This is a genomic window from uncultured Martelella sp., from assembly GCF_963677965.2.
Lineage (GTDB): Bacteria > Pseudomonadota > Alphaproteobacteria > Rhizobiales > Rhizobiaceae > Martelella > Martelella mangrovi.
Genome location: NZ_CAXXFM010000001.1, coordinates 1,070,272 through 1,094,807, shown reverse-complemented (window position 1 = coordinate 1,094,807; position 24,536 = coordinate 1,070,272). Strand labels below are relative to the sequence as shown.

19 protein-coding genes are annotated in these 24,536 nt (G+C 61.9%); 18 read left to right on the top strand and 1 reads right to left on the bottom strand.

Annotated elements, in window-relative coordinates:
• Positions 1-45: 45 nt before the first annotated feature.
• The 8 genes from ACHZCU_RS05245 (at position 46) to galK (ending at position 9,794) form a co-directional block, all read left to right on the top strand.
• Positions 46-981: a carbohydrate ABC transporter permease gene (locus tag ACHZCU_RS05245; RefSeq protein WP_394706023.1), complete on the top strand. Its 936-nt coding sequence runs from the start codon at positions 46-48 to the stop codon at positions 979-981.
• Between the two features lie 11 nt (positions 982-992).
• Entirely contained in the window at positions 993-1,868 is an 876-nt protein-coding gene (locus tag ACHZCU_RS05240) for a carbohydrate ABC transporter permease (protein WP_106308362.1), read from the top strand.
• Positions 1,869-1,899: 31 nt separating this feature from the next.
• Positions 1,900-3,201, top strand: a complete 1,302-nt coding sequence (locus ACHZCU_RS05235) for a sugar ABC transporter substrate-binding protein (protein ID WP_319517938.1) — start codon at positions 1,900-1,902, stop codon at positions 3,199-3,201.
• A gap of 148 nt (positions 3,202-3,349) precedes the next feature.
• Complete coding sequence (locus ACHZCU_RS05230; RefSeq protein WP_319517937.1) at positions 3,350-4,432, top strand: sn-glycerol-3-phosphate ABC transporter ATP-binding protein UgpC; 1,083 nt, start codon at positions 3,350-3,352, stop codon at positions 4,430-4,432.
• A gap of 90 nt (positions 4,433-4,522) precedes the next feature.
• Positions 4,523-6,598, top strand: coding sequence for an alpha-galactosidase (locus tag ACHZCU_RS05225; protein ID WP_319517936.1), 2,076 nt, complete (start codon positions 4,523-4,525; stop codon positions 6,596-6,598).
• A gap of 23 nt (positions 6,599-6,621) precedes the next feature.
• Positions 6,622-7,623, top strand: coding sequence for a UDP-glucose 4-epimerase GalE (gene galE, locus ACHZCU_RS05220; protein ID WP_319517935.1), 1,002 nt, complete (start codon positions 6,622-6,624; stop codon positions 7,621-7,623).
• Between the two features lie 10 nt (positions 7,624-7,633).
• A complete protein-coding gene (locus ACHZCU_RS05215) occupies positions 7,634-8,707 on the top strand; it encodes a UDP-glucose--hexose-1-phosphate uridylyltransferase (RefSeq protein ID WP_319517934.1) in 1,074 nt (357 codons plus the stop codon).
• Positions 8,694-9,794 carry a galactokinase gene (gene galK, locus ACHZCU_RS05210; protein WP_319517933.1) on the top strand — a complete coding sequence of 367 codons (1,101 nt, stop codon included), beginning with the start codon at positions 8,694-8,696 and terminating at the stop codon, positions 9,792-9,794. The genes ACHZCU_RS05215 and galK overlap by 14 nt, the downstream gene beginning before the upstream one ends.
• Before the next feature lie 71 nt (positions 9,795-9,865).
• Here the strand turns inward: galK and ACHZCU_RS05205 are convergent, their stop codons facing one another.
• Positions 9,866-10,600, bottom strand: a complete 735-nt coding sequence (locus tag ACHZCU_RS05205) for a FadR/GntR family transcriptional regulator (protein WP_319517932.1) — start codon at positions 10,598-10,600, stop codon at positions 9,866-9,868.
• 215 nt (positions 10,601-10,815) lie between these two features.
• Between ACHZCU_RS05205 and ACHZCU_RS05200 the strand changes: the two genes are divergently transcribed.
• From ACHZCU_RS05200 to ACHZCU_RS05155, 10 genes are all read left to right on the top strand, one after another.
• Positions 10,816-11,808, top strand: coding sequence for an ABC transporter permease (locus ACHZCU_RS05200; protein WP_319517931.1), 993 nt, complete (start codon positions 10,816-10,818; stop codon positions 11,806-11,808).
• Between the two features lie 128 nt (positions 11,809-11,936).
• Positions 11,937-12,956: a sugar ABC transporter substrate-binding protein gene (locus ACHZCU_RS05195; RefSeq protein WP_319517930.1), complete on the top strand. Its 1,020-nt coding sequence runs from the start codon at positions 11,937-11,939 to the stop codon at positions 12,954-12,956.
• 75 nt (positions 12,957-13,031) lie between these two features.
• Positions 13,032-15,152, top strand: a complete 2,121-nt coding sequence (locus tag ACHZCU_RS05190; protein WP_319517929.1) for an SMP-30/gluconolactonase/LRE family protein — start codon at positions 13,032-13,034, stop codon at positions 15,150-15,152.
• Positions 15,149-16,234 (top strand): strictosidine synthase, encoded by a 1,086-nt coding sequence (locus ACHZCU_RS05185; protein WP_319517928.1) that lies wholly within the window; start codon positions 15,149-15,151, stop codon positions 16,232-16,234. Before ACHZCU_RS05190 ends, ACHZCU_RS05185 begins: the two co-directional genes overlap by 4 nt.
• A gap of 4 nt (positions 16,235-16,238) precedes the next feature.
• On the top strand, positions 16,239-17,741 hold the full coding sequence (locus ACHZCU_RS05180; protein ID WP_319517927.1) for a sugar ABC transporter ATP-binding protein: 1,503 nt from the start codon (positions 16,239-16,241) through the stop codon (positions 17,739-17,741).
• Between the two features lie 21 nt (positions 17,742-17,762).
• Positions 17,763-18,515, top strand: coding sequence for an SDR family NAD(P)-dependent oxidoreductase (locus ACHZCU_RS05175; protein WP_319517926.1), 753 nt, complete (start codon positions 17,763-17,765; stop codon positions 18,513-18,515).
• A 17-nt stretch (positions 18,516-18,532) separates the two neighbouring features.
• Entirely contained in the window at positions 18,533-19,288 is a 756-nt protein-coding gene (locus ACHZCU_RS05170; protein ID WP_319517925.1) for an SDR family oxidoreductase, read from the top strand.
• A 53-nt stretch (positions 19,289-19,341) separates the two neighbouring features.
• The gene (locus tag ACHZCU_RS05165) at positions 19,342-21,531 is read left to right on the top strand and encodes a thiamine pyrophosphate-dependent enzyme (RefSeq protein ID WP_319517924.1); all 2,190 of its coding nucleotides are present in this window, start codon (positions 19,342-19,344) and stop codon (positions 21,529-21,531) included.
• 18 nt (positions 21,532-21,549) lie between these two features.
• On the top strand, positions 21,550-22,827 hold the full coding sequence (locus tag ACHZCU_RS05160; RefSeq protein ID WP_319517923.1) for a pyruvate dehydrogenase complex dihydrolipoamide acetyltransferase: 1,278 nt from the start codon (positions 21,550-21,552) through the stop codon (positions 22,825-22,827).
• A gap of 52 nt (positions 22,828-22,879) precedes the next feature.
• Positions 22,880-24,334 (top strand): NAD-dependent succinate-semialdehyde dehydrogenase, encoded by a 1,455-nt coding sequence (locus tag ACHZCU_RS05155; protein ID WP_319517922.1) that lies wholly within the window; start codon positions 22,880-22,882, stop codon positions 24,332-24,334.
• The last annotated feature ends 202 nt before the right edge of the window (positions 24,335-24,536 follow it).

Genomic DNA, 24,536 nt, shown 5'->3' with positions numbered 1-24,536 from the left:
GCGATTTGAGGATACCGGCGTTCAGCAATCAAGGGAGGATGTGCCATGCCCGGACAAACCGCGGCTCAGGGCGGTCCTGATCAAAACAAAAGACTGTTGCCCGGCAGTGTGCTCAGACGCAAAGAGGCATTGACCGGCTATCTGTTCATTCTGCCGGCGCTGATCGGGCTGCTGGTCTTTTTTGCGCTGCCGACCCTGCGCGCGGCCGAGATCAGCCTGACACACTGGAACCTGATGCGTCCGGCGCGCTGGGCCGGTTTCGAGAATTACGCACGCCTGTGGGCGGACGGAAAATTCTGGGAATCGATGCGGATTACGCTGTTCTACGTCATCTACAATATTCCCCTTCAGACCGCGCTTGGCCTTCTGATTGCCGTGCTTGCGGACCGGCTGGCAAAATCGGTCATGCTGCGGGCCGTCATCATCGCGCCCTATCTGATTTCGAATGTGGTGGCCGGTCTGGTCTGGCTCTTGATGCTCGATCCGCTGATCGGCATAACCAATGCGTTTCTCGGCGGTATCGGCATCATGCCGCAGCCCTTCCTGAGTTCGCCCGACCAGGCGCTGATCTCGGTTGCGGGCATTTCCATCTGGCGGCATGTCGGCTTTACCGCGCTGCTGTTTTATGCCGGCCTGCAGTCCATTCCCCGCGATCTTTATGAGGCCGCCCGTCTCGATGGCGCCAGCGAGCAGGCGATGTTCCGCATGATCACGCTGCCGCTGTTGCGCCCGGTCATGGTCTTCGTTCTGGTCACCAGTGTTGTCGGGTCGTTTCAGGTGTTTGACGTGATTGCCGTGACGACGCGCGGCGGGCCGGCCGATTCCACCCGGGCCGTGCTCTGGTACATCTATGAAAATGCCTTCCAGTTCAGCCGGATGGGCTATGCCTCGGCGATGTCGATGGTGCTGTTCGTCATCCTCATTCTTGTGACGCTGCTGCAGATGAAACTGCTGCATGCCGACCGTTCGGATCTGGGTTGAGGAGGATCGTCATGCCACGCACACTCAATATTCAACGGCTTGTCGGTTACGGCGTTCTGGCGGTCTTCTGCTTCGTTTCGCTGCTGCCGGTCTGGATGGCGCTGAAAACCGCAATCACCTTCCCGTCCGATGTCTTTACCTCCGCTGACAGCCTGTGGACCGATCGGATCACATTCGGAAACTTCCTGCGGGTTCTGGGGCTGCCAAGCGATGTGCCGCCGCCGGCCAATACCGGCTCGCCGATCGATTTCATGATCGCGCTCAGAAACAGCGTTGTTTACACCGGTCTTCTGGTGTCCGGGCAGCTGTTCTTTTCCTCGCTTGCGGCCTACGCCTTTGCGCGGCTGAGGTTTCCCGGACGCGATGCGCTGTTCTACAGCTTCATCGCCGCGACCATGATCCCCTCGATCGTGCTGTTCATTCCGAACTTCATCCTGATCCGGCAGCTCGGTCTTCTCAACACCTTTGCGGGCATGGTGGCGCCGAACATTCTGATGCTGCCGTTTGCGGTTTTCTTTTTGCGCCAGTTTTTCCTGTCGACGCCGAAGGAACTGGAAGAAGCCGCGCGGCTCGATGGCCTGAACTGGTTCCGTGTCTACTGGCACATCGCGCTTCCCCTGCAGCGCGGACCCCTGGCAACGCTGGCGATCCTGCTTTCGATCCAGGCCTGGAACGACTTCTTCTGGCCGTTTCTGGTCGGGCAGAAGGAAAATGTGCAGGTCATGGCCGTCGCGCTCGCCAACTATCAAAGCCAGACCGGGCAGGGGCAACCCGACTGGACCGGTCTTATGGCCGCGGTGATGCTTTCGATCATCCCGGTTTTGGTCCTGCTTGTCTTCTTCGGCCGCCGCATCGTCGAGTCCCTGCAGACAAGCGGCATGAAATGATGCTGTTCACTCAACAATGGGAGAGAGAAATATGAAGAAACTGAGCCTTTGCGTCCTGATATCGGCAACGGCGCTGGCCCCGGCCGTCGCGTCTGCCCAGGATACCGTCCGCTACTGGATGTGGGATGGTCAGCAGGCCCCGGTCTATCAGCAGTGCGCCGATGCCTTCGAGGCGGAAAACCCGGATATCAGGATCGAAATCACCCAGACCGGCTGGGACCAGTACTGGACCAACCTGACCACCAGTTTCATTTCCGGCGATGCGCCCGATGTCTTCGTCAACCATCTGATGCGACTGCCGGAATTTGCCGCCAACGACATGATCGTCGATCTGGCGCCGCTGATCGAGGACGCGGATTACGATACCGCCGGCTATCTGCCGGGGCTTCTCGACAACTGGTCGAAGGACGGTGCGGTCTACGGCCTGCCCAAGGACTGGGCCACTGTCGCCGTGGCCTATGATAGGGACAAGCTCGAGGCCGCCGGCATGACGCCGGAGGATCTGGCGGACATGAGCTGGAACCCGGAAGATGGCGGCAGTTTCCAGAATGTGATCGCCCGGCTGACGGTCGACACGAACGGCAAGCATGGCGATGAAGCAGGCTTCGATCCGAATTCCGTCGCCACTTTTGGCTTTGTGCTCAATCCGCTCAGCCCCCAGGGTGAAACCGAATGGGCCTATCTGGCGGCCAGCACCGGCTGGCAGTTCATCGATGAACCCTGGTCCGATCATTACAATTTCGATGATCCCAGACTGACGGAAACGCTGGTGTGGCTGCGCGATCTCGCCCGTGTCCATCACTTCATGCCCACTGTCGAGCAGACCGGGCGTCTTGGCGCCGAAACCCTGATGTTCTCCGACAAGGGGGCGATGACGGTTACCGGCTCGTGGCTGATCGGGCTTTACCACCAGTCGAAGCCGTCGGTTGCCTTTGCGCCGATCCCTGCCGGTCCGGAAGGCCGCAAGACCATGTTCAACGGTCTCGCGGATTCGATCTGGAGTGGAAGCCCGGTTCAGGAATCGGCCTGGAAATGGGTACAGTTTCTCGGCTCCGATGCCTGCCAGTCGATTGTCGCCGGTTCGGCGGTCGTGTTCCCCGCTCAGGAGGACCTGATGGATGCAACGGTTGAGGCCTATGCCGAAAAGGGCATCGATGTCTCGGCCTTCACGGAAGTCGCGACGCCGGAGACCACCTTTGCGCCGCCGATCACCGATTACGGCAACGAGATTGCTTCGATCGTCAAGGCCGCACTTGAACGCGTGATGCTCGGGCAGGGCGATCCGCAGGAGGTGCTGGAACAGGCCAATGACGAGGTCAACTGGCTTTTCTGATTGCCGGAACCCCAATCAGCGCCCGCCATGTCCGCAACATGGCGGGGGTCTTTTCAAAGATGCCGGAACATCCGGCGAGACAGAAATCTCCGTATCTGACCGGCGCAAACCCGATGCGCCGGCAGGCCGGAACCGGGAGGACATCGCGATGTCGAGTCTGGAACTTAAGGATATCAACAAGAGCTATGGCGAAGCCCATATCATCCATGATGTCAGTCTGAAGATCGAAGCAGGCGAGTTCTGCGTCTTCGTCGGTCCGTCGGGCTGTGGCAAGTCGACGCTTCTGCGCATGATTGCCGGCCTTGAGGATATCACCGGCGGCACGCTCGCCATCGGCGACAAGCCGATGAACGATGTCGATCCGGCCAAACGCGGCGTGGCGATGGTGTTCCAAAGCTATGCGCTCTATCCGCATATGTCGGTTCGCGAAAATATGGGTTTTGGTCTCCGGTTCGACAAAACCCCCAAGGATGAGATCACCCGCCGCGTCAATGAGGCGGCCAGGGTGCTTGAACTTGGCGATCTCCTCGACCGCAAGCCGCGCGCGCTTTCCGGCGGTCAGCGGCAGCGTGTCGCGATTGGCCGCGCCATCGTGCGCAAGCCGGATGTGTTTCTGTTCGATGAGCCGCTGTCCAATCTCGATGCCGAATTGCGCGTCAACATGCGTGTTGAAATTGCCCGGCTGCATAAAGAGCTCGGCACGACAATCGTCTATGTGACGCATGATCAGGTCGAAGCCATGACGCTGGCCGACAAGATTGTGGTGCTCAGGGCAGGGCGGATCGAGCAGGCCGGCGCGCCGCTCACGCTCTATGACGATCCCGACAATATCTTCATCGCCGGTTTCATAGGCTCGCCGAAGATGAATTTCCTGTCCGCCGCTGTCGAACAGGTTGAAGGCGATGCAGTGACCATCAGACTTCAAGATGTGAAAGCCGATCCCGTTACGCTTCAGCTTCACGACAATCGCCCGCAGGCCGGTGACAGGGTGACGCTCGGCATCAGGCCGGAGTTTCTGTCGGGCGAAGGCAAGGCTCAACTCCATCTGACAACCGACATCGTCGAAAATCTCGGCGGTGAATCCTACGTCTATGCGCGCGATGACAGCGGAACACGGATCGTCATGAAGCTGGCCGATGCCCGCCGGATACGCCCCGCCGAAGCGATCATCGCCGCCTTCGATCCGGAAAAGGCCTTCCTGTTCGACGCCAATGGTCAGCGGCTGCGCTGACAGCATTTTTCGATATACCGGCAGTGGCGATATCCTCAAACGAAAGTATGTTCGAGACTGACCGGCACCCACCATGACAACAGGTCCGACATGAATACCATCCATTACCGGCTCGACACGCCGGTCCAGACCCTCGTCCTGCGTATCCGCAATCAGGGAATGGCTGAAGCAATATACTGGGGCTCGAACCTGCCGGAGGATGAAGACCTCGGCATGCTTTCATCCGCGCATGATATCGACCTTGGCGGCGGCATGCTGGACGCAACCGTGCCGCTGTCGATCTGCCCCGAGGCTTCCGCGCCGTTTCCCGGGCAGGCGGGGTTGTCGCTGTCCGGTGAGGCCGGCGTGTTGCAGCCGACATTCCGGTTTGAGAGCGCTGACGACAATGACGGGCTGACGCTGCGGTTTTCGGACGAAACGCTCGGTCTTGCCTACTCGGCGCATTTCAAAACCGTCGGAGACGTTATTGTTGCGTCATCCGAGGTGAGATCGCAGACGCCGGTTTGCTGCCATTGGCTTGCCGCGCCGGTTCTGCCTGGCGCACAATCCTCGGAAAAGATAACCGACTGGCACGGCACGTGGCTGCGTGAGTTCCACCGTCAGGAAACGCCGTGGTCGCACGGTATCCGCATGCGTGAAGCGCGCACCGGCCGTTCGGGTCACGAACATCCGCCAATGGCGATGATACCGCTGCGCGGGGCAACCAGAACCGCAGGCGAAGTCCATGCCTTGCAGCTTGCCTGGTCCGGCGGTCACCGGTTTGTGGCCGAACAGTTGCCCGATGGACGGCGGCAGTTGCAGATGGGCCGGGCCTGGGATGCGGACGGGCGCGGAACCCGGTTTTCGTCATCCGATCTCGTCATGGCGGTTTCCACCGAAGGCGAGGCGGGCATTGCCCGCAGTTTTCAGCGCTATATCCGCGATCAGGTCGTGGTCTGGCCCGATCCGGCGCGTTCGCGTCCCGTCCACTACAATTGCTGGGAGGCGATCTATTTCGATCACTCGCTCGAAGGCCTTTCAGAGATTGCCGAGCGCGCCGCCCGCCTTGGCGCGGAACGCTTCGTGCTGGACGATGGCTGGTTCGGCAAACGTGATGATGACACGAGTTCGCTCGGGGACTGGACGATCGACCGGCGCAAATGGCCGGACGGTCTGACGCCGTTGATCGACAAGGTGCATGGCGAGGGCATGAGTTTCGGTCTCTGGGTCGAGCCGGAAATGGTCAATCTCGACAGCGACCTTTACCGCAGCCACCCCGACTGGCTTCTCGGTCCGAAAGATCAGCTGACGGGCCGTTTCCAGCACCTTCTGGACCTCTCACGGCCGGAGGTGCGGGATTATCTTTTCGATGTCCTCGATGCGATCCTGCGCGCGCATGATATCGACTATCTGAAATGGGACCATAACCGGCTGTTGCCGCTTGTCGACGCGGCGCAGACGGACGGCGTCTATGCGCTTCTCGACCGGTTGCGGGCCGCCCATCCGACAGTCGAGATCGAAAGCTGCGCATCAGGCGGCGGGCGTATCGATATCGGCATTCTGGCGCGCACGCACCGGGTCTGGCTTTCGGATTCAAACGATGCCATCGAACGCTTGCGCATGCAGCACGAGGCCGCGCTGCTTCTGCCGCCTGCCGTTACCGGCAGCCATGTCGGCCCGCGCAAGAGCCATTCGTCCGGGCGCATCCTGCCGATGTCGTTCAGGGCCTGGGTCGCCGCCCAGCGGCATATGGGTTTCGAGATGGACCCGCGCGAACTCGATGAGGAAGAAAGCGAAATTCTCACGCGGGTGACACGCTGGTGGAAGCAGACGCGCGACTGGCGGATGGCGGGCGATACGATCCCCCTCGACAGCGATGATGAGGCGGTGATTTCCGAGCTGCAGATCGCTGCCGACGGTAGCCGTTTCGTTGTGTTTGCCGGTCGTCATGCAAGCGCGGCCCAGTCCCTGCCACTGGCGCAGAAACTGGCCGCTCTGGACCCGAACGCACGCTATCGCCTGCATCTGGTCAACCCGGAAGACCGGCCGCCGCAGTCGCGCGGTCATGTCGCGCTCGTGACTGGCGATGTGACCATGTCGGGTGCGGCGCTGATGACCCACGGCATCAATCTTCCGCTTTCCTGGCCCGCCACCATGTGGGTGGTCGAGGGCGAGCGGATCGCCTGAAGCGTGATGAAAGAGGCAAGACAATGAAACGCAATATTCTGGTCTGCGGCGGTGCCGGTTATATCGGCTCGCACATGGTCCGTCTTCTGCAGGACGAAGGCCATGATGTCGTGGTGTTCGACAATCTTTCCCAGGGCTATGCCGAGGCCATTCCCGGCGTCACGCTGGAACGCGGCGACCTTCTCAACCCGGCCGATCTGGCGGATGTGCTTTCCCGCTATTCATTCGATGCGGTTATCCACTTCGCCGCGCTGATCGCTGTCGGTGAATCGGTCGAGCATCCCGAACTTTACTACCGCAACAATGTCACCGGCACGCTCAACCTGCTGGATGCCATGCGCAATGCCGGTGTCGGCAAGCTGGTGTTTTCCTCGACGGCGGCCGTTTTCGGCAATCCGCTGACGGAACTGATCGATGAAAACCACCCGATGGCGCCGCTCAACCCTTACGGCTGGTCAAAGCGCATGGTTGAGCAGGTGCTGTCCGATATGGCGACGGCTTTTGGCCTGCGTTCGGTGTGCCTGCGCTATTTCAACGCTGCCGGCGCGCATCCCGATGGCCGCACCGGCGAGGCGCATGATCCCGAGACCCATCTGATCCCGCAGGTGCTGCTGGCCGCGCTTTCCCTTCGAAACCGGCTGACGGTGTTCGGAGACGATTACGACACCCGCGATGGCACTTGCATCCGCGACTATATCCACGTGCTGGATCTGGCCTCGGCACATCTGAAGGCGCTCGATTTCATGGATGGCAATGAGGGCGCGCATGTCTTCAATCTCGGCAATGGCAACGGCTTCACGACTCTGGAGGTGCTGGAGACGGCAAAACGGGTGACCGGCCGCGACATCCCCTATGAAATCGGCCCGCGCCGGCCCGGTGACGCCGGCATCCTCGTTGCCGACAGCGCGCGTGCCCAAACCGTGCTCGGCTGGGCGCCGCAGTTCGACGCGCTGGAAACGATTATCGAAACCGCCTGGCGGTGGCATCAGGCTCCGCATTACGGCCCTTTCGCAATCAACAAATAGGACGGGTCCCATGACGGACGAAAACACGTCGCAGAGCGCGCCGCACCGGCGCTTCAACCCTTTGAAGAATGAATGGGTACTGGTTTCTCCGCATCGCGGTCGCCGCCCCTGGCAGGGCGGTCAGGAAGAGGCGACCGTGACGGAAAAGCCGTCGCATGATCCCGACTGCTACCTCTGTGCTGGCAATAAACGCAATTCCGGCGCGGTAAACCCGGACTACAAGGGTGTCTACGTTTTCGACAATGATTTTCCGGCCCTTCTGGAAGATACGCCCACCGGGAGACTGAACGGAGATCGCCTGTTTCGCGCCGAAAACGTTCATGGCACCGCGCGGGTCATCTGCTTTTCCGAGCGCCATGACCTGACCTTGCCAGAACTGCCTGTCACCGCGATCAAGGGTGTTGTCGATGCCTGGGCCGGCCAGATTGAAGAACTGGGCGCGCGTTATGACTGGGTCGCCGTCTTCGAGAACAAGGGCGCGGCCATGGGCTGTTCCCAGCCGCATCCGCATGGCCAGGTCTGGGCATCCGATTTCCTGCCCAACGAGGTGGTCAGCGAAGACCGCAATCAGGCTGACCATTTTGCCGTGACCGGTAACGTTCTGCTGCTTGATTACGCGAAAAGCGAAACCAAAAAGTGCGAACGCATCGTCGTTGAAAATGATGACTGGCTGGCGGTTGTGCCGTGGTGGGCCGTCTGGCCGTTCGAAACGCTTGTTCTGCCGAAACGTCATGTCCTGCGCCTGCCGGATCTGAACGCGCGCGAACGTGTGGCGCTGGCCGACATCCTGAAGCGGCTTTGCACGCGTTATGACAATCTGTTCGAAACCGAGTTTCCCTATACGATGGGCTGGCATGGTGCGCCCTTGAGCGCCGGTAATCATCAACACTGGCAGCTGCATTGCCATTTTTATCCGCCGCTGCTGCGCTCCGCCACGGTCCGCAAGTTCATGGTCGGCTATGAAATGCTGGCGGAAGCGCAGCGCGACCTGACGGCTGAAACCGCTGCCGAACGTTTACGCTCGCTTTCCGATATTCACTACAAGGACAGGCTTTTGCGGAGTGCGAACCATGAAGAGCACTGATCCGCGTCAGCTGGCGGCTGCTGCATTTGAGAAGCATTTCGGACGACGACCGGAAACCGCGGCCTTTGCGCCCGGACGCGTCAATCTCCTCGGCGAACATACCGACTATAATGGCGGCTTCGTGCTTCCGATGGCGCTTGAAGGGCTTGGAGTCGGTATTGCTGTCGCTCGCGGCAATACGCCCGGAAAGGTCGAGCTTTTTTCAAGTACGTTTGATGCCGTGCGCACCCGGACCATCGATGAAAGCCGGGCCGGCGACTGGTCCGACTATGTGCTTGGCTGTCTCAAATCGGCATGCGCCGAAGATGTTGCCGCGAGCGGCATCCGGATCGCTCTTGCGACAACCCTGCCGATGGGGGCAGGGCTTTCAAGCTCGGCAGCCCTTGAAGTTGCGACGCTCAAAGCGGTCGCTGAGTTTTTTGGCCGCAAGGCAGACCCGGTGTCTGTCGCGATCGAGGCGCAGGCCGTCGAAAACAAATTCGTCGGCATGCCCTGCGGCATCATGGACCAGTTCGCATCTTCGGTGGGAACGCCGGGAATGGCGTTGTTCCTGAACACCAGAACGCTGGAATACGCTCCCGCACCTTCGATCCCCGGCTATCGTTTCGTGATTGTCGGCTCCGGCGTCAGCCATCAACTGACCGAAGACGGCTATGCAACACGCGTGGCCGAATGCCAGCAGGCCTGCAAACTGCTGGAGGTCGCGATGCTCAGTGATTTGGAGGCGGATGCTCTCGGCGGCAAGCCCGGTCTTCCGGAACTGCTTTACCGCCGGGCTCGTCACATCGTTACGGAAAACCAGCGGGTTCATGACGGTCTTGAAGCGCTTCGCGCCGCAGACGCGGGTGTTTTCGGCCGTTTGATGCTCGACAGCCATATCTCGCAAAAGGACGATTACGAGATCACGGTGGCCGAGACTGATGCCATTGTCGAAACCGCCGTCGCGCTCGGCGCCTGCGGCGCCCGCCAGACCGGCGGCGGTTTTGGCGGCTCCGTGCTGGCACTGGTTGCCGATGGTGATCTGCAGGCCTGGGCCGACAAACTCACGGCCACCCTGCCGCACACCACGATGATTGCCATCGTCTAGGAAATATTGCTGATTTTGTGCCCTGCATCGCGCTTCACAGGCATATCAAAAGCCAATGACGAAAGACCGTGTCAGACCCCGTGGCGACTTGTCCCTCTCAGGCGCAAGCGTTCGGCAGCGTTGCGCAGATGGCGCTCGGCGGCAATGCGGGCCGCGTCCCGGTCCCTGGCTTCGATCGCGGCATAGATCTCATCGTGTTCCTGCTGGACATATTTCGTCAGGCCGGCCCGCGAGCTGTTGGCGCGGGCCTCGCGGATGAGGTGGCGGACCCGGTTTTCCAGAAAAGCATTGAAGGAAACGAAAAACTCGTTGTTGGTCGCAGCCGAGATCGCCGCGTGAAAAGCCAGGTCCTCGTCGACGCCGGCTTCATTGCGTGTGATCGCCGCATTCATCGCGTCAAGCGCATCCTTGATCTGCTGTAATTCCTCTTCCGTCCGCCGCTCGGCGGCAAGGCTGGTTGCCGCGGTCTCATGGGCAATGAGAAATTCAAGCACGCGCTCCAGCTCTTCCAGATCATCGAGATCGGCCGTCGCCAGGCGGAACGTCGCCTCGGGCGGACGGTCCGACACGAAAATGCCGCGTCCCTGATAACTTTCGAGGATGCCGTCCTGTTTCAGGGCGCTGATGGCCTCGCGCACGACGGCACGGCTGACGCCGAATGTTGAGCAAAGCTTTCCTTCCGTCGGCAGACGCTCTCCGGGTCTGAAGACGCCGCGATAAATCTCGTTGCGCAGGATATCGGCAATCTTGTCCGCAAAACTTCTGGGGGGCGCAAAGCGCCGGATCTGTCTGTCTGTCTCTGTCATCGGAAGTGTTTGCCGCCCCTTACTCTGTCACAGGGCGTGATACTACCTTATCCGCTATTTGCGTTCAATCAGATTTTCTGCTTGTCAGACAAGCGGATTAGCTGTATTGACATCAATCAAGACAGATGGCGGTCGGACAGAAGGAGTGTCCGCATCGCGATATCGCTGGAGGCGGTATTGTCTGTCGCCGTGAGGTTCGATGAGGAGGAAAGAGAATGGGGACCAGCCCGTCTCGCGAAAAATTCAAGCTGCAGCTGACGCAGGAAAACATCGTCTTTGCGATCGCAGCGGTCCTGTTTGTCGGATTTTCGCTGCTCCTGCCCGGCTTTTTCAATACCGACAATCTTCTGTCACTGGTCCAGAACGTCTCCATTCTCGGCATTCTCGGCATCGGCATGGGCATCGTCGTCATCGGCCGCGGCATTGACCTGACCATGGTCGCAACCATGGCAATGTCGACAGCCTGGACCGTGGGGCTGATGAACAAGGGCGTCGATTCCCTCACAGCTGTGGCGCTCGGCCTGGCCTTCGCCGCCGTCGTCGGCATCATCCTCGGCATTCTGGTTGCCTATGTCGAAATCCCTGCCATCTTCGCGACCCTGGCCATGGCGATTGTCGTCTACGGTTTCGGCCGCATGGCGCTGGTCGATCTCGACGTTATCTATGTGCCCGAAAGCGAAACCTGGATGCGTGCGCTGTCGAATTCTTTCTTCGGCATCCCGCTTCCCGTCGTCTGGTTTGCGCTTCTGTCGGTCGTTGCCTGGCTGTTTCTGCAGTTCACCCGCTGGGGCCGCTATCTCTTCGCCATGGGCGACAATCGCGCCGGCGCCCGGATCACCGGCATTCCGGTGCGGCCGATGACCGTGCTGCAATATCTGATCTCGTCGATCATCGCCTATGGCGCCGGGATCGTCACCGCCTCGCTTCTGGCCTCCGTCAATATCCGCGTCGCCCAGTCGACAATGGTTTACGACGTTATTCTCGTGGTGGTTCTCGGCGGTATCGGGCTGTCTGGGGGCAAGGGCGGGGTGCGCAACATCATCGTCGGCACGCTGCTGATCGGTATTCTTCTCAACGGCATGACCATTTTGAACATGTCGTTCACCGTACAGAACCTGGTCAAGGGTTCGGTACTGCTGATCGCTATCATCTTCGATAGCATCGCCAATCCCCGCGATGAGCAGACTGCTCAGCAGGGGGATATCTAGAGCGCGTCCAGGAATTGTGGAACCCGGTTTTCCGTCCGGACGCGCGGAAACCAAGTGACAGGGCATTTTTCGTGTTTCCGTTTTCAGCGGAAATGCCCTGGACCCTGACATCATTGGGAGGAACAGTTATGTCAAAACTCTTCGCACGCCTCGCGGCGGCGGCGGTTGTGTTGTGCTCAGCGGCATTCGGCGCACAAGCGGAACAATTCGACGACGGCATCGCACCGTCCTATTTCGAGGCTTTCAAGGACAAGAAAGTCGTCTTCCTGCCGCTGGCGATGAGCTTCGATCTGCCGCAGGTCTGGGCCAAGGGCATGGAAACCCAGGCCAAGCGGCTGGGCTACGACTTCTCCATCCGCGATCCCAACTGGAGCGGGGATGCAGGCGCCCAGGCGCTGACCACCCTGATCAGCGAAAAGCCCGATCTGCTGGTCGTCCAGAATCCCGACATGCAGGTCTATGCCCGCCTTTTGATGCGCGCCCAGAAGGCCGGTATTCCGGTCATTCAGATCAATCTGAAATCGATCACCACCACCGATGCCTATGTCGGCGTGAACTGGTACGAGATCGGCCTGCATCAGGCGAAAATGGCCGTCGACATGTGTTCGCCGAAAAACGGCGGCTCTGGCAAGATCGCGATCATGCAGGGCACGCCGACCAATCCGAACAACGCCATCACCATGACCGCGATCGAGGATGTGCTGGCTGAAAATCCCGATATCAAGGTCGTTTCCAGCCAGTCTGCCGACTGGGATGCCACCAAGGCGCATGCCGTCGCCTCCACCGTCATCAAGCAGAACCCGGATCTCTGTGGCTATGTCGGCCTGTGGGAAGTCATGGATGCCGGCGTTGCCGCAGCCATCCGCGAAGCGGGCAAGACCGACGACATCGCGCTGATCACCAATGGCGGCGGCCAGAAGCCGGCCTGCGACAACATCAAGAACGGCACGTTCAGCGGTTATGTCAGCTATGACGCCTTCGGCCAGGCGCGCGATCTGACCGACGCGATCGCCCAGGTGTTCCAGGTCGGCGCCAAGGCCGGCTCTCAGCCCTATGCGCTTTATACCCCCGTCAAGGATATCTCGCGCGACACCCTCGGCCCCACGTCCTGCTGGACGATGGAAGACGTCGCCGCGGCGCCGTTCTGATCCTCCCGAGCGATGGACGGGCATCCTGCGGGGTGTCCGTCCGGACCAACAGTTTCAAGACGAGGCGTTCTTCGCATGTCCTTCTCAAAATCCTACGCCAAGTGGCGCTACCGGCTGGTGCCCGATCACCTGCTCGGTGAGCTGCTTTCCAAGAGCTGGATCGACAATGCGATCCCGTTCCTCTTCCTCATCGTCGCGGTTTCGATCTTCGGCACGCTGATCCCCGATTTCTTCAGCGCTGCGGGTTTTTCCGATCTGGCGCGGCAGCTGGGAGAGATCGCCTTCGTCACCATGGGGCTGGCGATCGTGATGCTGGCCGGCGGCATCGACCTCAGCGTCGGCTCGATTTTCGCGCTGGCCAATTTCACGGCCCTGACGCTGATCAACTATCTCGAATGGCCGCTTTACATGGCGATCCCGGCGGTCATCGCGACCGGTGCAATCGTCGGTCTGGTCAACGGCATTCTGGTAGGTTTCCTGCGACTGCGGGCGTTTCTGACGACGCTGGCAACGCTGATCATCGTGCGCGCCATCGTCGATCTTTTCGTCCTGGCCTATGCCCGCGATGTCGGCATGGCGATGAACATGTCGGATGCCTGGTTCTTCCTCGGCGAGGGCAATCTGTTCGGCACGCCGTTTGATTTCCTGCTGCTGGTCGGCATTGCGATCATCGCCCATATCATCTTGAGCCGCACCCGCTTCGGCTGGCATATCCTCGCCGTCGGCGGGTCGCGCCGCTCCGCCTTCAATGCCGGTATTTCGGTGCGCCGCACGGTCTGCCTCACCTATGTCATTTCCGGCATGTTCGCCGCGACCGGCGGCCTGTTTTACGCCGCGCGTCTGGGCAGCGTCAGCCCGGAAGCCGGCATGGGGCTGGAGGTCACCGTTCTGACGGCGGCCGTTCTGGGCGGCGTCAGTCTCGGCGGCGGCCGCGGTTCGGTGTTCAAGGCGCTGATCGGCACGGTGATCGTCCTTCTCGTCACCAACAGCCTGATCCGCCTCGATATGGCGAGCGGCGCTTCCCCTCTGGTTCTCGGCCTTCTGCTTCTTCTGGCTGTCGCCGTTGATATCCGCTGGCTGAAGAACCGCAACAAGCTGTTGTCGCGTGTCTACGTCTCCCCGACCTATTTCGAACTGCCGGATGCGCCGGAAACGACGGCGGGCACGGCATCGCCTTATGCCGTCAACGACCGCCTGGGCGATGTGTCCGCGATCGGCCTTGGTGAACTCGACGGGCCGGAAGACATGATCTTCGATTCCCACGGCAATCTTTACACCGGCGGCAGGCAGGGCGACATCGTCCGCTTCTTCCCGCCCGAATATGACCGTTCGGAAGTCTTCGTTCATCTTGGCGGCTTTCCGCTGGGCCTCGCCTTCGATGCCGATGACAACCTGCATGCCTGTGTTGCCGGCATGGGGCTCTACAAGGTCACCCCCGAACGCGAAATCATCCGCCTTTCCGATGAAACCCCGCGTTCGCTGTTCTCCGTCATCGACGATTCCCGCATCCGCATGGCCGACGATCTCGACATCGCCAGCGACGGACGGGTGTATTTCTCCGAAGCCACGATCCGCTACGGCGTTTCGGACTGGGGCGTCGATGCGCTGGAAGGCCGTGGCAATGGCCGCATCATCGCCTATGATCCGAAAACCGGCAGCACCAGCACCGTTTTGAAAGGGCGCGTCTTCCCAAACGGCATCTGCATGGTCGGCGACGGCGAATCCCTGCTTTTCGCCGAGACCTGGGCCTGCCGCGTCAGCCGTTTCTGGTTCGACGGTCCCAGAAAGGGGCAGGTGGAAACGGTGATCGCCGATCTGCCCGGTTATCCCGACAATATCAACCTCGCCTCGGACGGCCGGTTCTGGTGCGCCCTTGCCGGCATGCGTTCGCCCACGTTCGATCTGAGCCTCGGCTTCCCGGCCTTCCGCCGGCGCATGGCGCAGCGCGTGGCGATGGACGAGTGGCTTTATCCCAACCTCAACACCGGCTGTGTGCTGAAATTCTCGCTTGAGGGCGAGGTGACGGAATCGCTCTGGGACTTCAACGGCGAATCCCATCCGCAGATCACCTCGGTGCGCGAACATCGCGGCTACCTCTATCTCGGCGGTATCAACAACAACCGGATCGGCCGCCACAGGCTTCCCGATGCCGACCCGGAATGGACAAGCCAGAAGGCTTACTGGGGGCTGTCATGATCTCATTCGTCAAACGGGCCTACGACAATTTCTTCGGCGCCGGAGACGCCGCGGTCACCGTGCCGCCCATGGATGGCGCGCTGATGCCCAATGATGCGCTCGACAGGGCTGACAGCGTCGCCGATATCACGGCCCCCGATAATCTGGTCTTTCATGACGGCGCATTTCTGTTCTCCTCCGGCGCGGTGCTTTATCGCCTCGCGGCAGAGGGCGGATCGGAACCGGTCGAAACCTTCGGTGGTGAGATACTGGCGCTCGCCAGCGACGGCGCCGGAACATTGGCCGTGGCGGTTTCCGGCGAGGGCATTGCCCTGCGCGGCGGCGCGCTGGACGGTCGCACGGTCGGCGGCGATATCGATGGCCTGACGGCAGTTACCGCTCTTTGCTTCGATGGCGCGTCCACGCTTTATGTCGCCGTGGGCTCGACCATCGATACGGCCGACAACTGGGTGCGCAATCTGATGTCGCTGCGCGCCGACGGGGCCGTCTGGTGCATCGAGGCCGGTGCGGCTGCCCGCAAGATCGCCGGCAATCTTGCCTGGCCGGCCGGGCTCGCCATGCTCGATGACGGGCGGCTGGCCGTGTCGGAAGCATGGCGTCATCGCATCGACGCGCTGACGCCCGATGGCAAGAAACAGACCATTGTCAGCGGTCTGCCGGCCTATCCGGGGCGGCTGACGCATGTCGGCGGCAAGATCTGGCTCTGCCTGTTCGCGCCGCGCCGGCAATTGGTCGAATTCGTCCTGCGCGAGAAGGAATTCCGCACCACCATGATGCGCGAGATTCCACAGGACCTGTGGATGGCGCCGGCGCTGCGCTCGGGCGAAAGCTTCCGCGAACCGCTTCAGGGGGGCGCGGTCAAGCAGCTCGGCGTTCTCAAAGCCTGGGCGCCGACCCGCTCCTACGGCCTGCTGGTCCGCTTTGCCGAAAACTTCACGCCCGAGGCTAGCTACCACAGCCGCGCCGATGGCAGGCGTCACGGCATCACCAGCGTCATCGCGGACGCGGACCGCGTCTTCGTGACCTCGAAGGGGGGAGACGCCGTGCTTGCCCTGTCCACCGACACGAAAGCGGGGAGATAGGATCATGACCGAGACATTGATCGAACTTCAGGGCGCTTCCAAGGAATATCGCGGCGTCCATGCCGTCAGGAATGTCGATTTTGCCCTGCACAAGGGCGAAATTCACGCATTGCTCGGCGAAAACGGCGCCGGCAAGTCGACGCTGAGCAAGATGATCGCCGGCGTCACGCCGCCATCTGCCGGCAAATTGCTGCTGGATGGCAGGGAGGTGCAGCTTGACGGGCCGGCCGACGCCCTGGCCAACGGCATTGCCATGGTGTTCCAGGAAACCAGCCTGGTGCCCTCCATGACGGTCGCCCAAAACCTCTATCTCGGCGATGAGAAAGCGTTCAACCGGCTGCGCAAGCTCTATATCGCGGCCCAGCAGTTCCTGTCTTCGCTGAACTTCAACGTCGACCCATGGGCGACGGTGTCCAGCCTCGGCGCGGCGCAGAAACAGCTTGTCGAAATCGCCCGCGCCGTGCGGCTGAAATCGCGCGTCATCATTTTCGACGAGCCGACCGCGACGCTGACGCCGGAGGAAAAGCACTACTTCTTTTCGCTGGTCGACCGGTTGCGCAAGACCGGCGTCTCGATCCTGTTCATCAGCCATGCGCTGGAAGAGGCGCTGGCGATTTCCGACAGGATCACGATCCTGCGCGACGGTGAGATGGTCGCCTCCGACGTGACGTCGAAATTCGACCGCGACGGCATCATCCGCGCCATGGTCGGCCGCTCGCTTTCCAACGAGCTTTACGGTCGCAAGCGCACCGATGAAGATGTCCGCCAGCCCGGAAAGAAAGTGCTCAGCGTCGAGAATCTCTCCATGGGCTCGATGGTGCACAACACCTCGTTTTCGCTCTATTCGGGGCAGGTGACGGGCTTTTTCGGCCTGATCGGCTCCGGCCGGACGGAAACCGCCAAAATCATCGCCGGCGTCATCAAGCGCAATATCTTCCACGGTGGCGAAGTGCATTTCGGCGATCATTCCGTGCGCTACCGCGAACCGCGCCCGTCGGTGCGCGACGGCATCGTCTACATCACCGAGGACCGCAAGGCCGAAGGTTTCTTCGAGACGATGACGATCTCGCAGAATATCCATATGGGGCTGCTTGCCACCGAGCGCCCGCCGGGCGGCGTTGTTCTCAACAGCGCCGCGCAGGCGGTGACGGAGGAGTGGTCGAAAATCCTGCAGATCCGCGCCATCAACCCCAATGCCCGCATTGTCGAACTGTCCGGCGGCAACCAGCAGAAGGTCGTTATTGCCAAATCGCTGGTGCAGAAGCCGAAACTGGTGATCTTCGACGAGCCGACGCGCGGCGTTGATGTCGGGGCCATCGCGGAAATTCACAAGGTCATCGAGGATCTTGCCGACAGCGGCATCGCGGTGATGGTGATTTCCTCCTACCTGCCTGAAATCATGATCCTTTCCGACCGTATTCTGGTCTGCCGTCTCGGCCGTGTGGTGGAGGAATTCACGCCCGGTTCCGCAACGGAGGAAAAGATCATGTACGCGGCGGTTCACTAGGGCGCCGGGGAGGAGACAGACATGTCCGCAAACAACACGACGTTCGACTTTTCCGACAGGACGCTGGTCCTGTCGGGCGCCAATGGCGGCATCGGCCGCGCCCTTGCCCAAGCCTTTTACGATGCCGGCAGCAATCTGGTTCTGACCGATCTCGATATCGGTGGCCTCGATGACTGGGTTGCGCATTTTGGCAAACCCGACCGGGTCGCGACGCTGCAGGCCAATGCCGCCAGCGCCGACGATGCGGAAGCGACCATTCAACTGGCCGTCGAGCGTTTCGGCGGGATCGATTTTCTCATTCCGTCTGCCGGCATCTACCAGTCGAAACCCTTTGCCGAAATGAGCGATGCGGAATGGCACCGCACGGTTTCGGTCAATCTCGACGGGGTTTTCTATCTCTGCCGCCGGGCGCTGACCGCGCTGCGCGACGACGCCTCGATTGTCACCATCGCCTCGCTGGCGGCCTATCGCGGCGCGTTCTCCAACGCCCATTACGGCGCGACCAAGGGTGCGATGGTCTCGCTCACCCGCGCGCTTTCGCGCGAGCTTGCGCCGAAGGTCAGGGTCAACGGCATCGCGCCGGGCATCATCGAAACGCCGATGGTGGCCGACCTGCTCCAGACCCGCGCGGAGGAAACCTTTGCCCAGACGCCGCTGAAACGCCTCGGCCAGCCATCCGAGATCGCCAGCGTCGCGGCCTTTTTGTGCAGTTCGGCGGCAAGCTTCATCACCGGCGAAACCATTCAGGTCAATGGCGGCATCTACATGGCCTGACGGCCGGAGGACAGACGATGACACAATTGCTGAAGGGCAAGCTGGCCCTTGTAACCGGCGCGGGGCGCGGCCTCGGCGCGGCAATCGCCACCGGCATGGCCGCACAGGGCGCGCGCATGATCCTGACCGACAGGGACGGTGCTGCCGCCGGCATCGAGGCCGGCACGATCCGCGACAGGGGGCTTGAGGCCGAAAGTCATGCGCTCGATATCACCGACCGCGCCGCCGTGAAGGCGTTTGCCGAGGATATCGTCAGCCGTCATGGCAAGCTCGACATTCTGGTCAACAATGCCGGCGTCGCCGGGCGCGCGGCCTTCGACACGCCGGAGGCCGAAACGGTCTGGGACAATATCATGTCCGTCAATCTCGAAGGCACCTTCAACGTGTCCCACGCGCTGGTTCCTGCCTTGAAAGCCGGCAAGGGCTGCATCGTCCACCTTTGCTCCGTCGCGGGCTTTGTCGCGGGCGGTTCCACGGCCGGCTATGTGGTGTCCAAGGGTGCGGTGCGCTCGCTCACCCAGGTCATGGCCCGTGATCTCGCCCCGCACGACATTCGCGTCAATGCCGTCGCGCCCGGCATCATGATGAGCCAGATGGCCGTCGCCCAGCTCAACCGCCCCGGTGGCGCCGACTGGTTCATGAACCGGGTGATGATGAAACGCATCGGCGAAACCCGTGAGGTGGTCGACCCGGTGATTTTCCTCGCGTCATCCATGGCCAGCTACATCACCGGCACGATCCTGCCTGTCGATGGCGGCTTTCTGGCCGCCTGACAATGCCGCAGCATCACTGACAAAACAGATAAAGCCTTCCCCCGGAGACAAGAATGCCCGAACAGATTGACCTCGTCGCGAAAAGCCCCTGGCGCGAAATCAGACCCGTCGCCGCCGATTATGCCGCATTCGATCTGGGCATGGGTGGCTCAATGCTGGCTGAAATGCATCTGATCCGCGCTTTCGAGGAGAAGGTTCTCGATCTGGCGGGCCAGAACCTCGTGCATGGTCCCGCCCATTCGGCCATCGGCCAGGAAGGCGGCGCGGTTGGCTCCGCCATCACGCTGCGCGCCAGCGATCAGGTCAATGGTTCGCACCGCGCCCACCACCAGTTCCTGGCCAAGGCGCTGGTCTATGTCGCACCCGACGGGATCGACCCGACCGCCGAATTCAACAGTGATATCAGGGCTCTGGCCAAACGCACGCTGGCGGAAATCTGCGGCCTGTCGCAGGGGTTCTGCAAGGGGCGCGGCGGCTCGATGCATCTGCGCTGGGCGGAAGCGGGCAATCTCGGCACCAACGCCATTGTCGGCGGCGGCGTTCCCATGGCCGCAGGAGCCGCCTTTGCCCACAAGAAGGCAGGGACGGGCGATGTCGTCTATACCTATTTCGGCGATGGCGCGACCAATATCGGCTCGGTTCTGGAAACCATGAATATCGCCGCGGCGTGGAAACTGCCGATCTGTTTCTTCATCGAAAACAACCGCTACGCCGTGTCGACCCATGTCGATGAAGTAACCGCGGAGCCGCGCCTGTCCTCGCGCGGGCTCGCCTTCGGCATTCCCGCCTTCAAGGTCGACGGCATGGACGCCGTTGCCGTCCAGCTGGCAAGCGAGGCCGCCAACGACATCATGCGCAATGATGGCGGCCCGACCATCATCGAGGCCGATGTCTACCGCTATTTCCACCAGAACGGCCCCCTGCCGGGCAGCGCCTTCGGCTATCGCAGCAAGGCGGAGGAGGCCGAATGGCGCGGCCGCGACCCGCTTAACGGGCTGGCGGCGCAATTGCAGCAGCGCCAGGCCATCGGCGAGGATGCCGTTGCGGCGCTGCGCACGCGTTGCGTCAGCCTGATGGACGAGATTGCCGGCGAGCTGACGGAAACCCATGACGGCAAAAAGCGGATCATTCCGGCGCTCTGGCCGGAGGAAAGCTTCCGCGATTCCGGCCTGCGCGGCGACCTGTCCGAATTCGACGGCGTTCGTTTCGAGGAGCAGGAAAGCTTCTCCGGCGCGATCGATGAGAATGCCCGCTTTGTCGATACGGTCGCCGATGTGATGGCCGCCCGCATGGGCGAGGATGAGCGCATCGTCGTTCTCGGCGAGGATGTTCACCGCCTGAAAGGCGGCACAAACGGGGCGACGCGCGGTCTGTCCGATGCCTTTCCCGAGCGCGTGCTCGGCACGCCGATCAGCGAAAACGCCTTTACCGGCATTGCCGCCGGCATGGCCGCCGACGGGCGCGTGAAACCGGTGATCGAATTCATGTATCCCGATTTCATGTGGGTGGCAGCCGATCAGGTGTTCAACCAGATCGGCAAGGCGCGGCACATGTTCGGCGGCGACAGCGACATGCCGCTGGTGCTGCGCACCAAGGTGGCGATGGGCACCGGCTACGGCTCGCAGCACTCCATGGACCCCGCCGGCATTTTCGCCACCGCGCCCGGCTGGCGCATCGTCGCGCCGTCGACGCCGTTCGACTATGTCGGCCTGATGAACTCCGCGCTGTTGTGCCGCGATCCGGTTCTGGTCATCGAACATGTGGACCTTTACGCCTCCAGGGGCCCGGCGCCCGCCGACGACCTCGATTACTTCATCCCGCTCGGCAAGGCGAAAGTGGTGCGCCAGGGCGAACGGATGACGGTGCTGACCTATCTTTCGATGGTGGAGAAGACCTGGCAGGCCGTGGAAAAACTCGGCGTCGATGCCGAAATCATCGATCTGAGAAGCCTCGACCGGGCCGGGCTGGATTGGGAGACGGTGGAAGCCTCGGTCCGCAAGACCGGCAATGTCCTGATCGTCGAACAGGGCGCGTCCGGCACGTCTTATGGCGGCTGGCTGGCCGATGAACTGCAGCGCCGGTGCTTCGACTGGCTGGACCAGCCGGTCGCCCGCGTCCACGGCGCGGAAGCCTCGCCCTCGATCTCCAAGGTTCTGGAGGCCGCTGCTGCCGCGCGGCCGCAGGACATCGAGGCCGGCCTTGCCGCCGTCATGGCGGCCCAGGGCCTGCCGCTGGCCGGCTGAAGCGGAAGGAAAACCGACATGCCCGTGAATATCGTGTTGCCGGCGCTTTCCGCCGGCATGGAAGATGCCATTGTCGCGCGCTGGCTGAAGGCCGAAGGCGATGCGGTGGAAATTGGCGAACCGATCGCCGAAATCGAAACCGACAAGGCGACGATGGAGCTGGAAGCGGAGGCCGCCGGCACCATTGGCCGGCTGCTGGTGGCCGAGGGCAAGCGCGCCGACGTCAACCAGACCATTGCCGTGCTGCTTGCCGCCGGCGAGGATGCCGGATCCCTGCCGCAGGCGCAAAGCGCGCCTGCAAAACCGGCAACGCCTGCCGTGGATGCAACGCCGTCCGCGCCACAGGCCGCATCACAGTCCGCTGCGCCAGCGCCTCAGCCTGTTGCAACGGCTGTCAGCGAGGGCGCACGCCACAAGGCCTCGCCGTTGGCCCGTCGCCTGGCTGCCGAACGCGGCGTGTCACTCGAGGGTCTTGCCGGAAGCGGGCCGAAAGGCCGGATCGTCCGCATCGATATCGAACGCGCTGCCGTTTCTGCCGCCGAACCGGAAGCCATTGCGGCAGAAACAGCGGAAACCCCGGCTCCTGCCGCCATTCCGCCAGGCATCGGGCCTTACGAGAGCGTGCCCCACAGCACGATGCGGCGCACCATCGCCCGGCGTCTGCTGGAAGCCAAGACCACCGTGCCGCATTTCTATCTGGAGATGAGCTGCAATCTCGACGCGCTCCTCGCCTTGCGGCAGCAGATCAATGAAGGGCGCGAAAAGGCGGAGCGGATTTCGGTCAACGATTTCGTCATCAAGGCGTCCGCCGTCGCCCTTGCCGCCGTGCCCGATGCCAACGTCATCTGGACTGAAGAGGCGATGTTGCGGCTTGCCGATATCGACATCGCCGTGGCCGTCGCAACCGATAACGGCCTGATCACGCCGGTCATCCGCCGTGCTGGCGAAAAAAGCCTTGGAACGATTTCCGCCGAGATGAAAGCCCTTGCTGCAAAAGCGCGCGACGGAAAGCTTCGCCCCGAGGAGTATCAGGGCGGCGGTTTTTCGATCTCCAATCTCGGCATGTATGGCGTCAGTTCCTTCGCCGCCATCATCAATCCGCCGCAAAGCGCGATCCTGGCCGTCGGCGCGGCCGAACGCCGCCCGGTCGAACGCGACGACGGCACGCTCGCTTTCGCCACGATGATGACCTGCACGCTCTCCGTCGACCACCGCTCCGTCGACGGCGCATTGGGCGCGCGGCTTCTCGGCGCGCTGAAGGCCGCCCTTGAGGACCCGCTGCGCCTGCTGGTGTGAGCGGGGTATCATTGCGGCTTCGGCCTGTTGTTTTCAACATTGGAGACTGTCCATGCATCTGAATGATCCGACCCTTTTCCGACAGGCGGCGCTGATCGGCGACGCATGGATTACGGCCGACCCGCAAGACGCGGTCGCGGTGACCAATCCGGCAACCGGCGAAACCATCGGCCATGTGCCGAATCTCGGCGAAGAAGAAACCCGAAGAGCCATTGCGGCGGCCGAGGCGGCGCAGCGCGCATGGGCGGCGCAGACCGCCGGTGATCGAGCGCGCATCCTGCGGCGCTGGTTCGAACTGATCATGGCCAGTCAGGACGATCTCGGCGCGATCCTCACGTTCGAGCAGGGCAAACCGCTGGCCGAGGCCAGGGGCGAGATCGCCTATGGTGCAAGCTTCATCGAATGGTTCGCCGAGGAGGCCCGCAGGCTTTATGGCGACATCATTCCCGGCCACCAGCCGGACAAGCGTATTCTGGTGATGAAACAGCCCATCGGTGTGGTCGCCGCGATCACGCCGTGGAACTTTCCCAATGCGATGATTACCCGCAAGGTCGGCCCGGCGCTGGCGGCGGGATGCGCGGTCGTGCTCAAGCCGGCCTCGCAGACGCCCTTTTCAGCCATAGCGCTTGCCGTTCTCGCCGAACGTGCTGGTCTGCCCGCCGGGCTTTTCAGCGTCATCACCGGTTCTGCCCGCATCATCGGCGCGGAGATGACGGCCAATCCGGCGGTGCGCAAGCTCACCTTCACCGGCTCCACCGAAGTCGGCGCGACGCTTTACCGGCAGTCCGCGCCGACAATCAAGAAACTCGGGCTGGAACTGGGCGGTAACGCGCCCTTCATCGTGTTTGACGACGCCGATATCGATGCGGCCATCGAGGGCGCGCTGATCGCCAAGTTTCGCAATAACGGCCAGACATGCGTGTGCGCCAACCGTATCTATGTGCAGGAGGGCGTCTACGACGCCTTCGCCGGCAAGCTGGCAAAGGCCGTCGGCGACCTTAAAACCGGAAACGGCTTCGACGAGGGCGTTGCGCTCGGGCCGCTGATCGATGTGCCGGCGTTGGAAAAGGTCGAAGAGCATGTCGCCGACGCGCTTGCCAAAGGCGGACGCGTCGTCCAGGGCGGCAAGCGCCATGCGCTCGGCGGCACGTTTTACGAGCCGACCGTGATCACCGGCGTAACCCCCGACATGGCGGTTGCCCGCGAGGAAACCTTCGGCCCGCTCGCCGCGCTGTTCAGCTTCCGCAACGAGGCGGACGTGATCGCCATGGCCAATGATACCGAATTCGGCCTCGCCTCCTATTTCTACGCAAAGGATATGGCGCGCGTCTTCCGCGTGGCGGAGGCATTGGAATACGGCATGGTCGGCGTCAATACCGGCCTCATCTCCACCGCCGAAGCCCCCTTCGGCGGCGTCAAATCCTCCGGCCTCGGCCGCGAGGGCTCCCGCTACGGCCTCGAGGAATTCACCGAAATCAAATATGTCTGCCTCGGCGGCGTGGGCTGATCCGGGTATCTTCGACAAGAACAGCGGTTCACGTCCAGCAACAGTTGCCGGACGCTGGCCTGCTGGCTTTGATCGTGAAGTCACCATCAGTGATGCCTGCAAAACTGCATGGCGTCTCGGATAGGTACGGCCACATCAAGCTGCCAGCCAGACGACAATGTTGATTATGATGGCGTTGGTTGCCGGAAATGCCGGCACGATA

Excerpts from the sequence above, each read along its gene's own strand:
- ACHZCU_RS05245 (WP_394706023.1), top strand. The coding sequence starts at position 46 with ATGCCCGGACAAACCGCGGCTCAGGGCGGTCCTGATCAAAACAAAAGA.
- ACHZCU_RS05240 (WP_106308362.1), top strand. The coding sequence starts at position 993 with ATGCCACGCACACTCAATATTCAACGGCTTGTCGGTTACGGCGTTCTG.
- ACHZCU_RS05235 (WP_319517938.1), top strand. The coding sequence starts at position 1,900 with ATGAAGAAACTGAGCCTTTGCGTCCTGATATCGGCAACGGCGCTGGCC.
- ACHZCU_RS05230 (WP_319517937.1), top strand. The coding sequence starts at position 3,350 with ATGTCGAGTCTGGAACTTAAGGATATCAACAAGAGCTATGGCGAAGCC.
- ACHZCU_RS05225 (WP_319517936.1), top strand. The coding sequence starts at position 4,523 with ATGAATACCATCCATTACCGGCTCGACACGCCGGTCCAGACCCTCGTC.
- galE (WP_319517935.1), top strand. The coding sequence starts at position 6,622 with ATGAAACGCAATATTCTGGTCTGCGGCGGTGCCGGTTATATCGGCTCG.
- ACHZCU_RS05215 (WP_319517934.1), top strand. The coding sequence starts at position 7,634 with ATGACGGACGAAAACACGTCGCAGAGCGCGCCGCACCGGCGCTTCAAC.
- galK (WP_319517933.1), top strand. The coding sequence starts at position 8,694 with ATGAAGAGCACTGATCCGCGTCAGCTGGCGGCTGCTGCATTTGAGAAG.
- ACHZCU_RS05205 (WP_319517932.1), bottom strand. The coding sequence starts at position 10,600 with ATGACAGAGACAGACAGACAGATCCGGCGCTTTGCGCCCCCCAGAAGT.
- ACHZCU_RS05200 (WP_319517931.1), top strand. The coding sequence starts at position 10,816 with ATGGGGACCAGCCCGTCTCGCGAAAAATTCAAGCTGCAGCTGACGCAG.
- ACHZCU_RS05195 (WP_319517930.1), top strand. The coding sequence starts at position 11,937 with ATGTCAAAACTCTTCGCACGCCTCGCGGCGGCGGCGGTTGTGTTGTGC.
- ACHZCU_RS05190 (WP_319517929.1), top strand. The coding sequence starts at position 13,032 with ATGTCCTTCTCAAAATCCTACGCCAAGTGGCGCTACCGGCTGGTGCCC.
- ACHZCU_RS05185 (WP_319517928.1), top strand. The coding sequence starts at position 15,149 with ATGATCTCATTCGTCAAACGGGCCTACGACAATTTCTTCGGCGCCGGA.
- ACHZCU_RS05180 (WP_319517927.1), top strand. The coding sequence starts at position 16,239 with ATGACCGAGACATTGATCGAACTTCAGGGCGCTTCCAAGGAATATCGC.
- ACHZCU_RS05175 (WP_319517926.1), top strand. The coding sequence starts at position 17,763 with ATGTCCGCAAACAACACGACGTTCGACTTTTCCGACAGGACGCTGGTC.
- ACHZCU_RS05170 (WP_319517925.1), top strand. The coding sequence starts at position 18,533 with ATGACACAATTGCTGAAGGGCAAGCTGGCCCTTGTAACCGGCGCGGGG.
- ACHZCU_RS05165 (WP_319517924.1), top strand. The coding sequence starts at position 19,342 with ATGCCCGAACAGATTGACCTCGTCGCGAAAAGCCCCTGGCGCGAAATC.
- ACHZCU_RS05160 (WP_319517923.1), top strand. The coding sequence starts at position 21,550 with ATGCCCGTGAATATCGTGTTGCCGGCGCTTTCCGCCGGCATGGAAGAT.
- ACHZCU_RS05155 (WP_319517922.1), top strand. The coding sequence starts at position 22,880 with ATGCATCTGAATGATCCGACCCTTTTCCGACAGGCGGCGCTGATCGGC.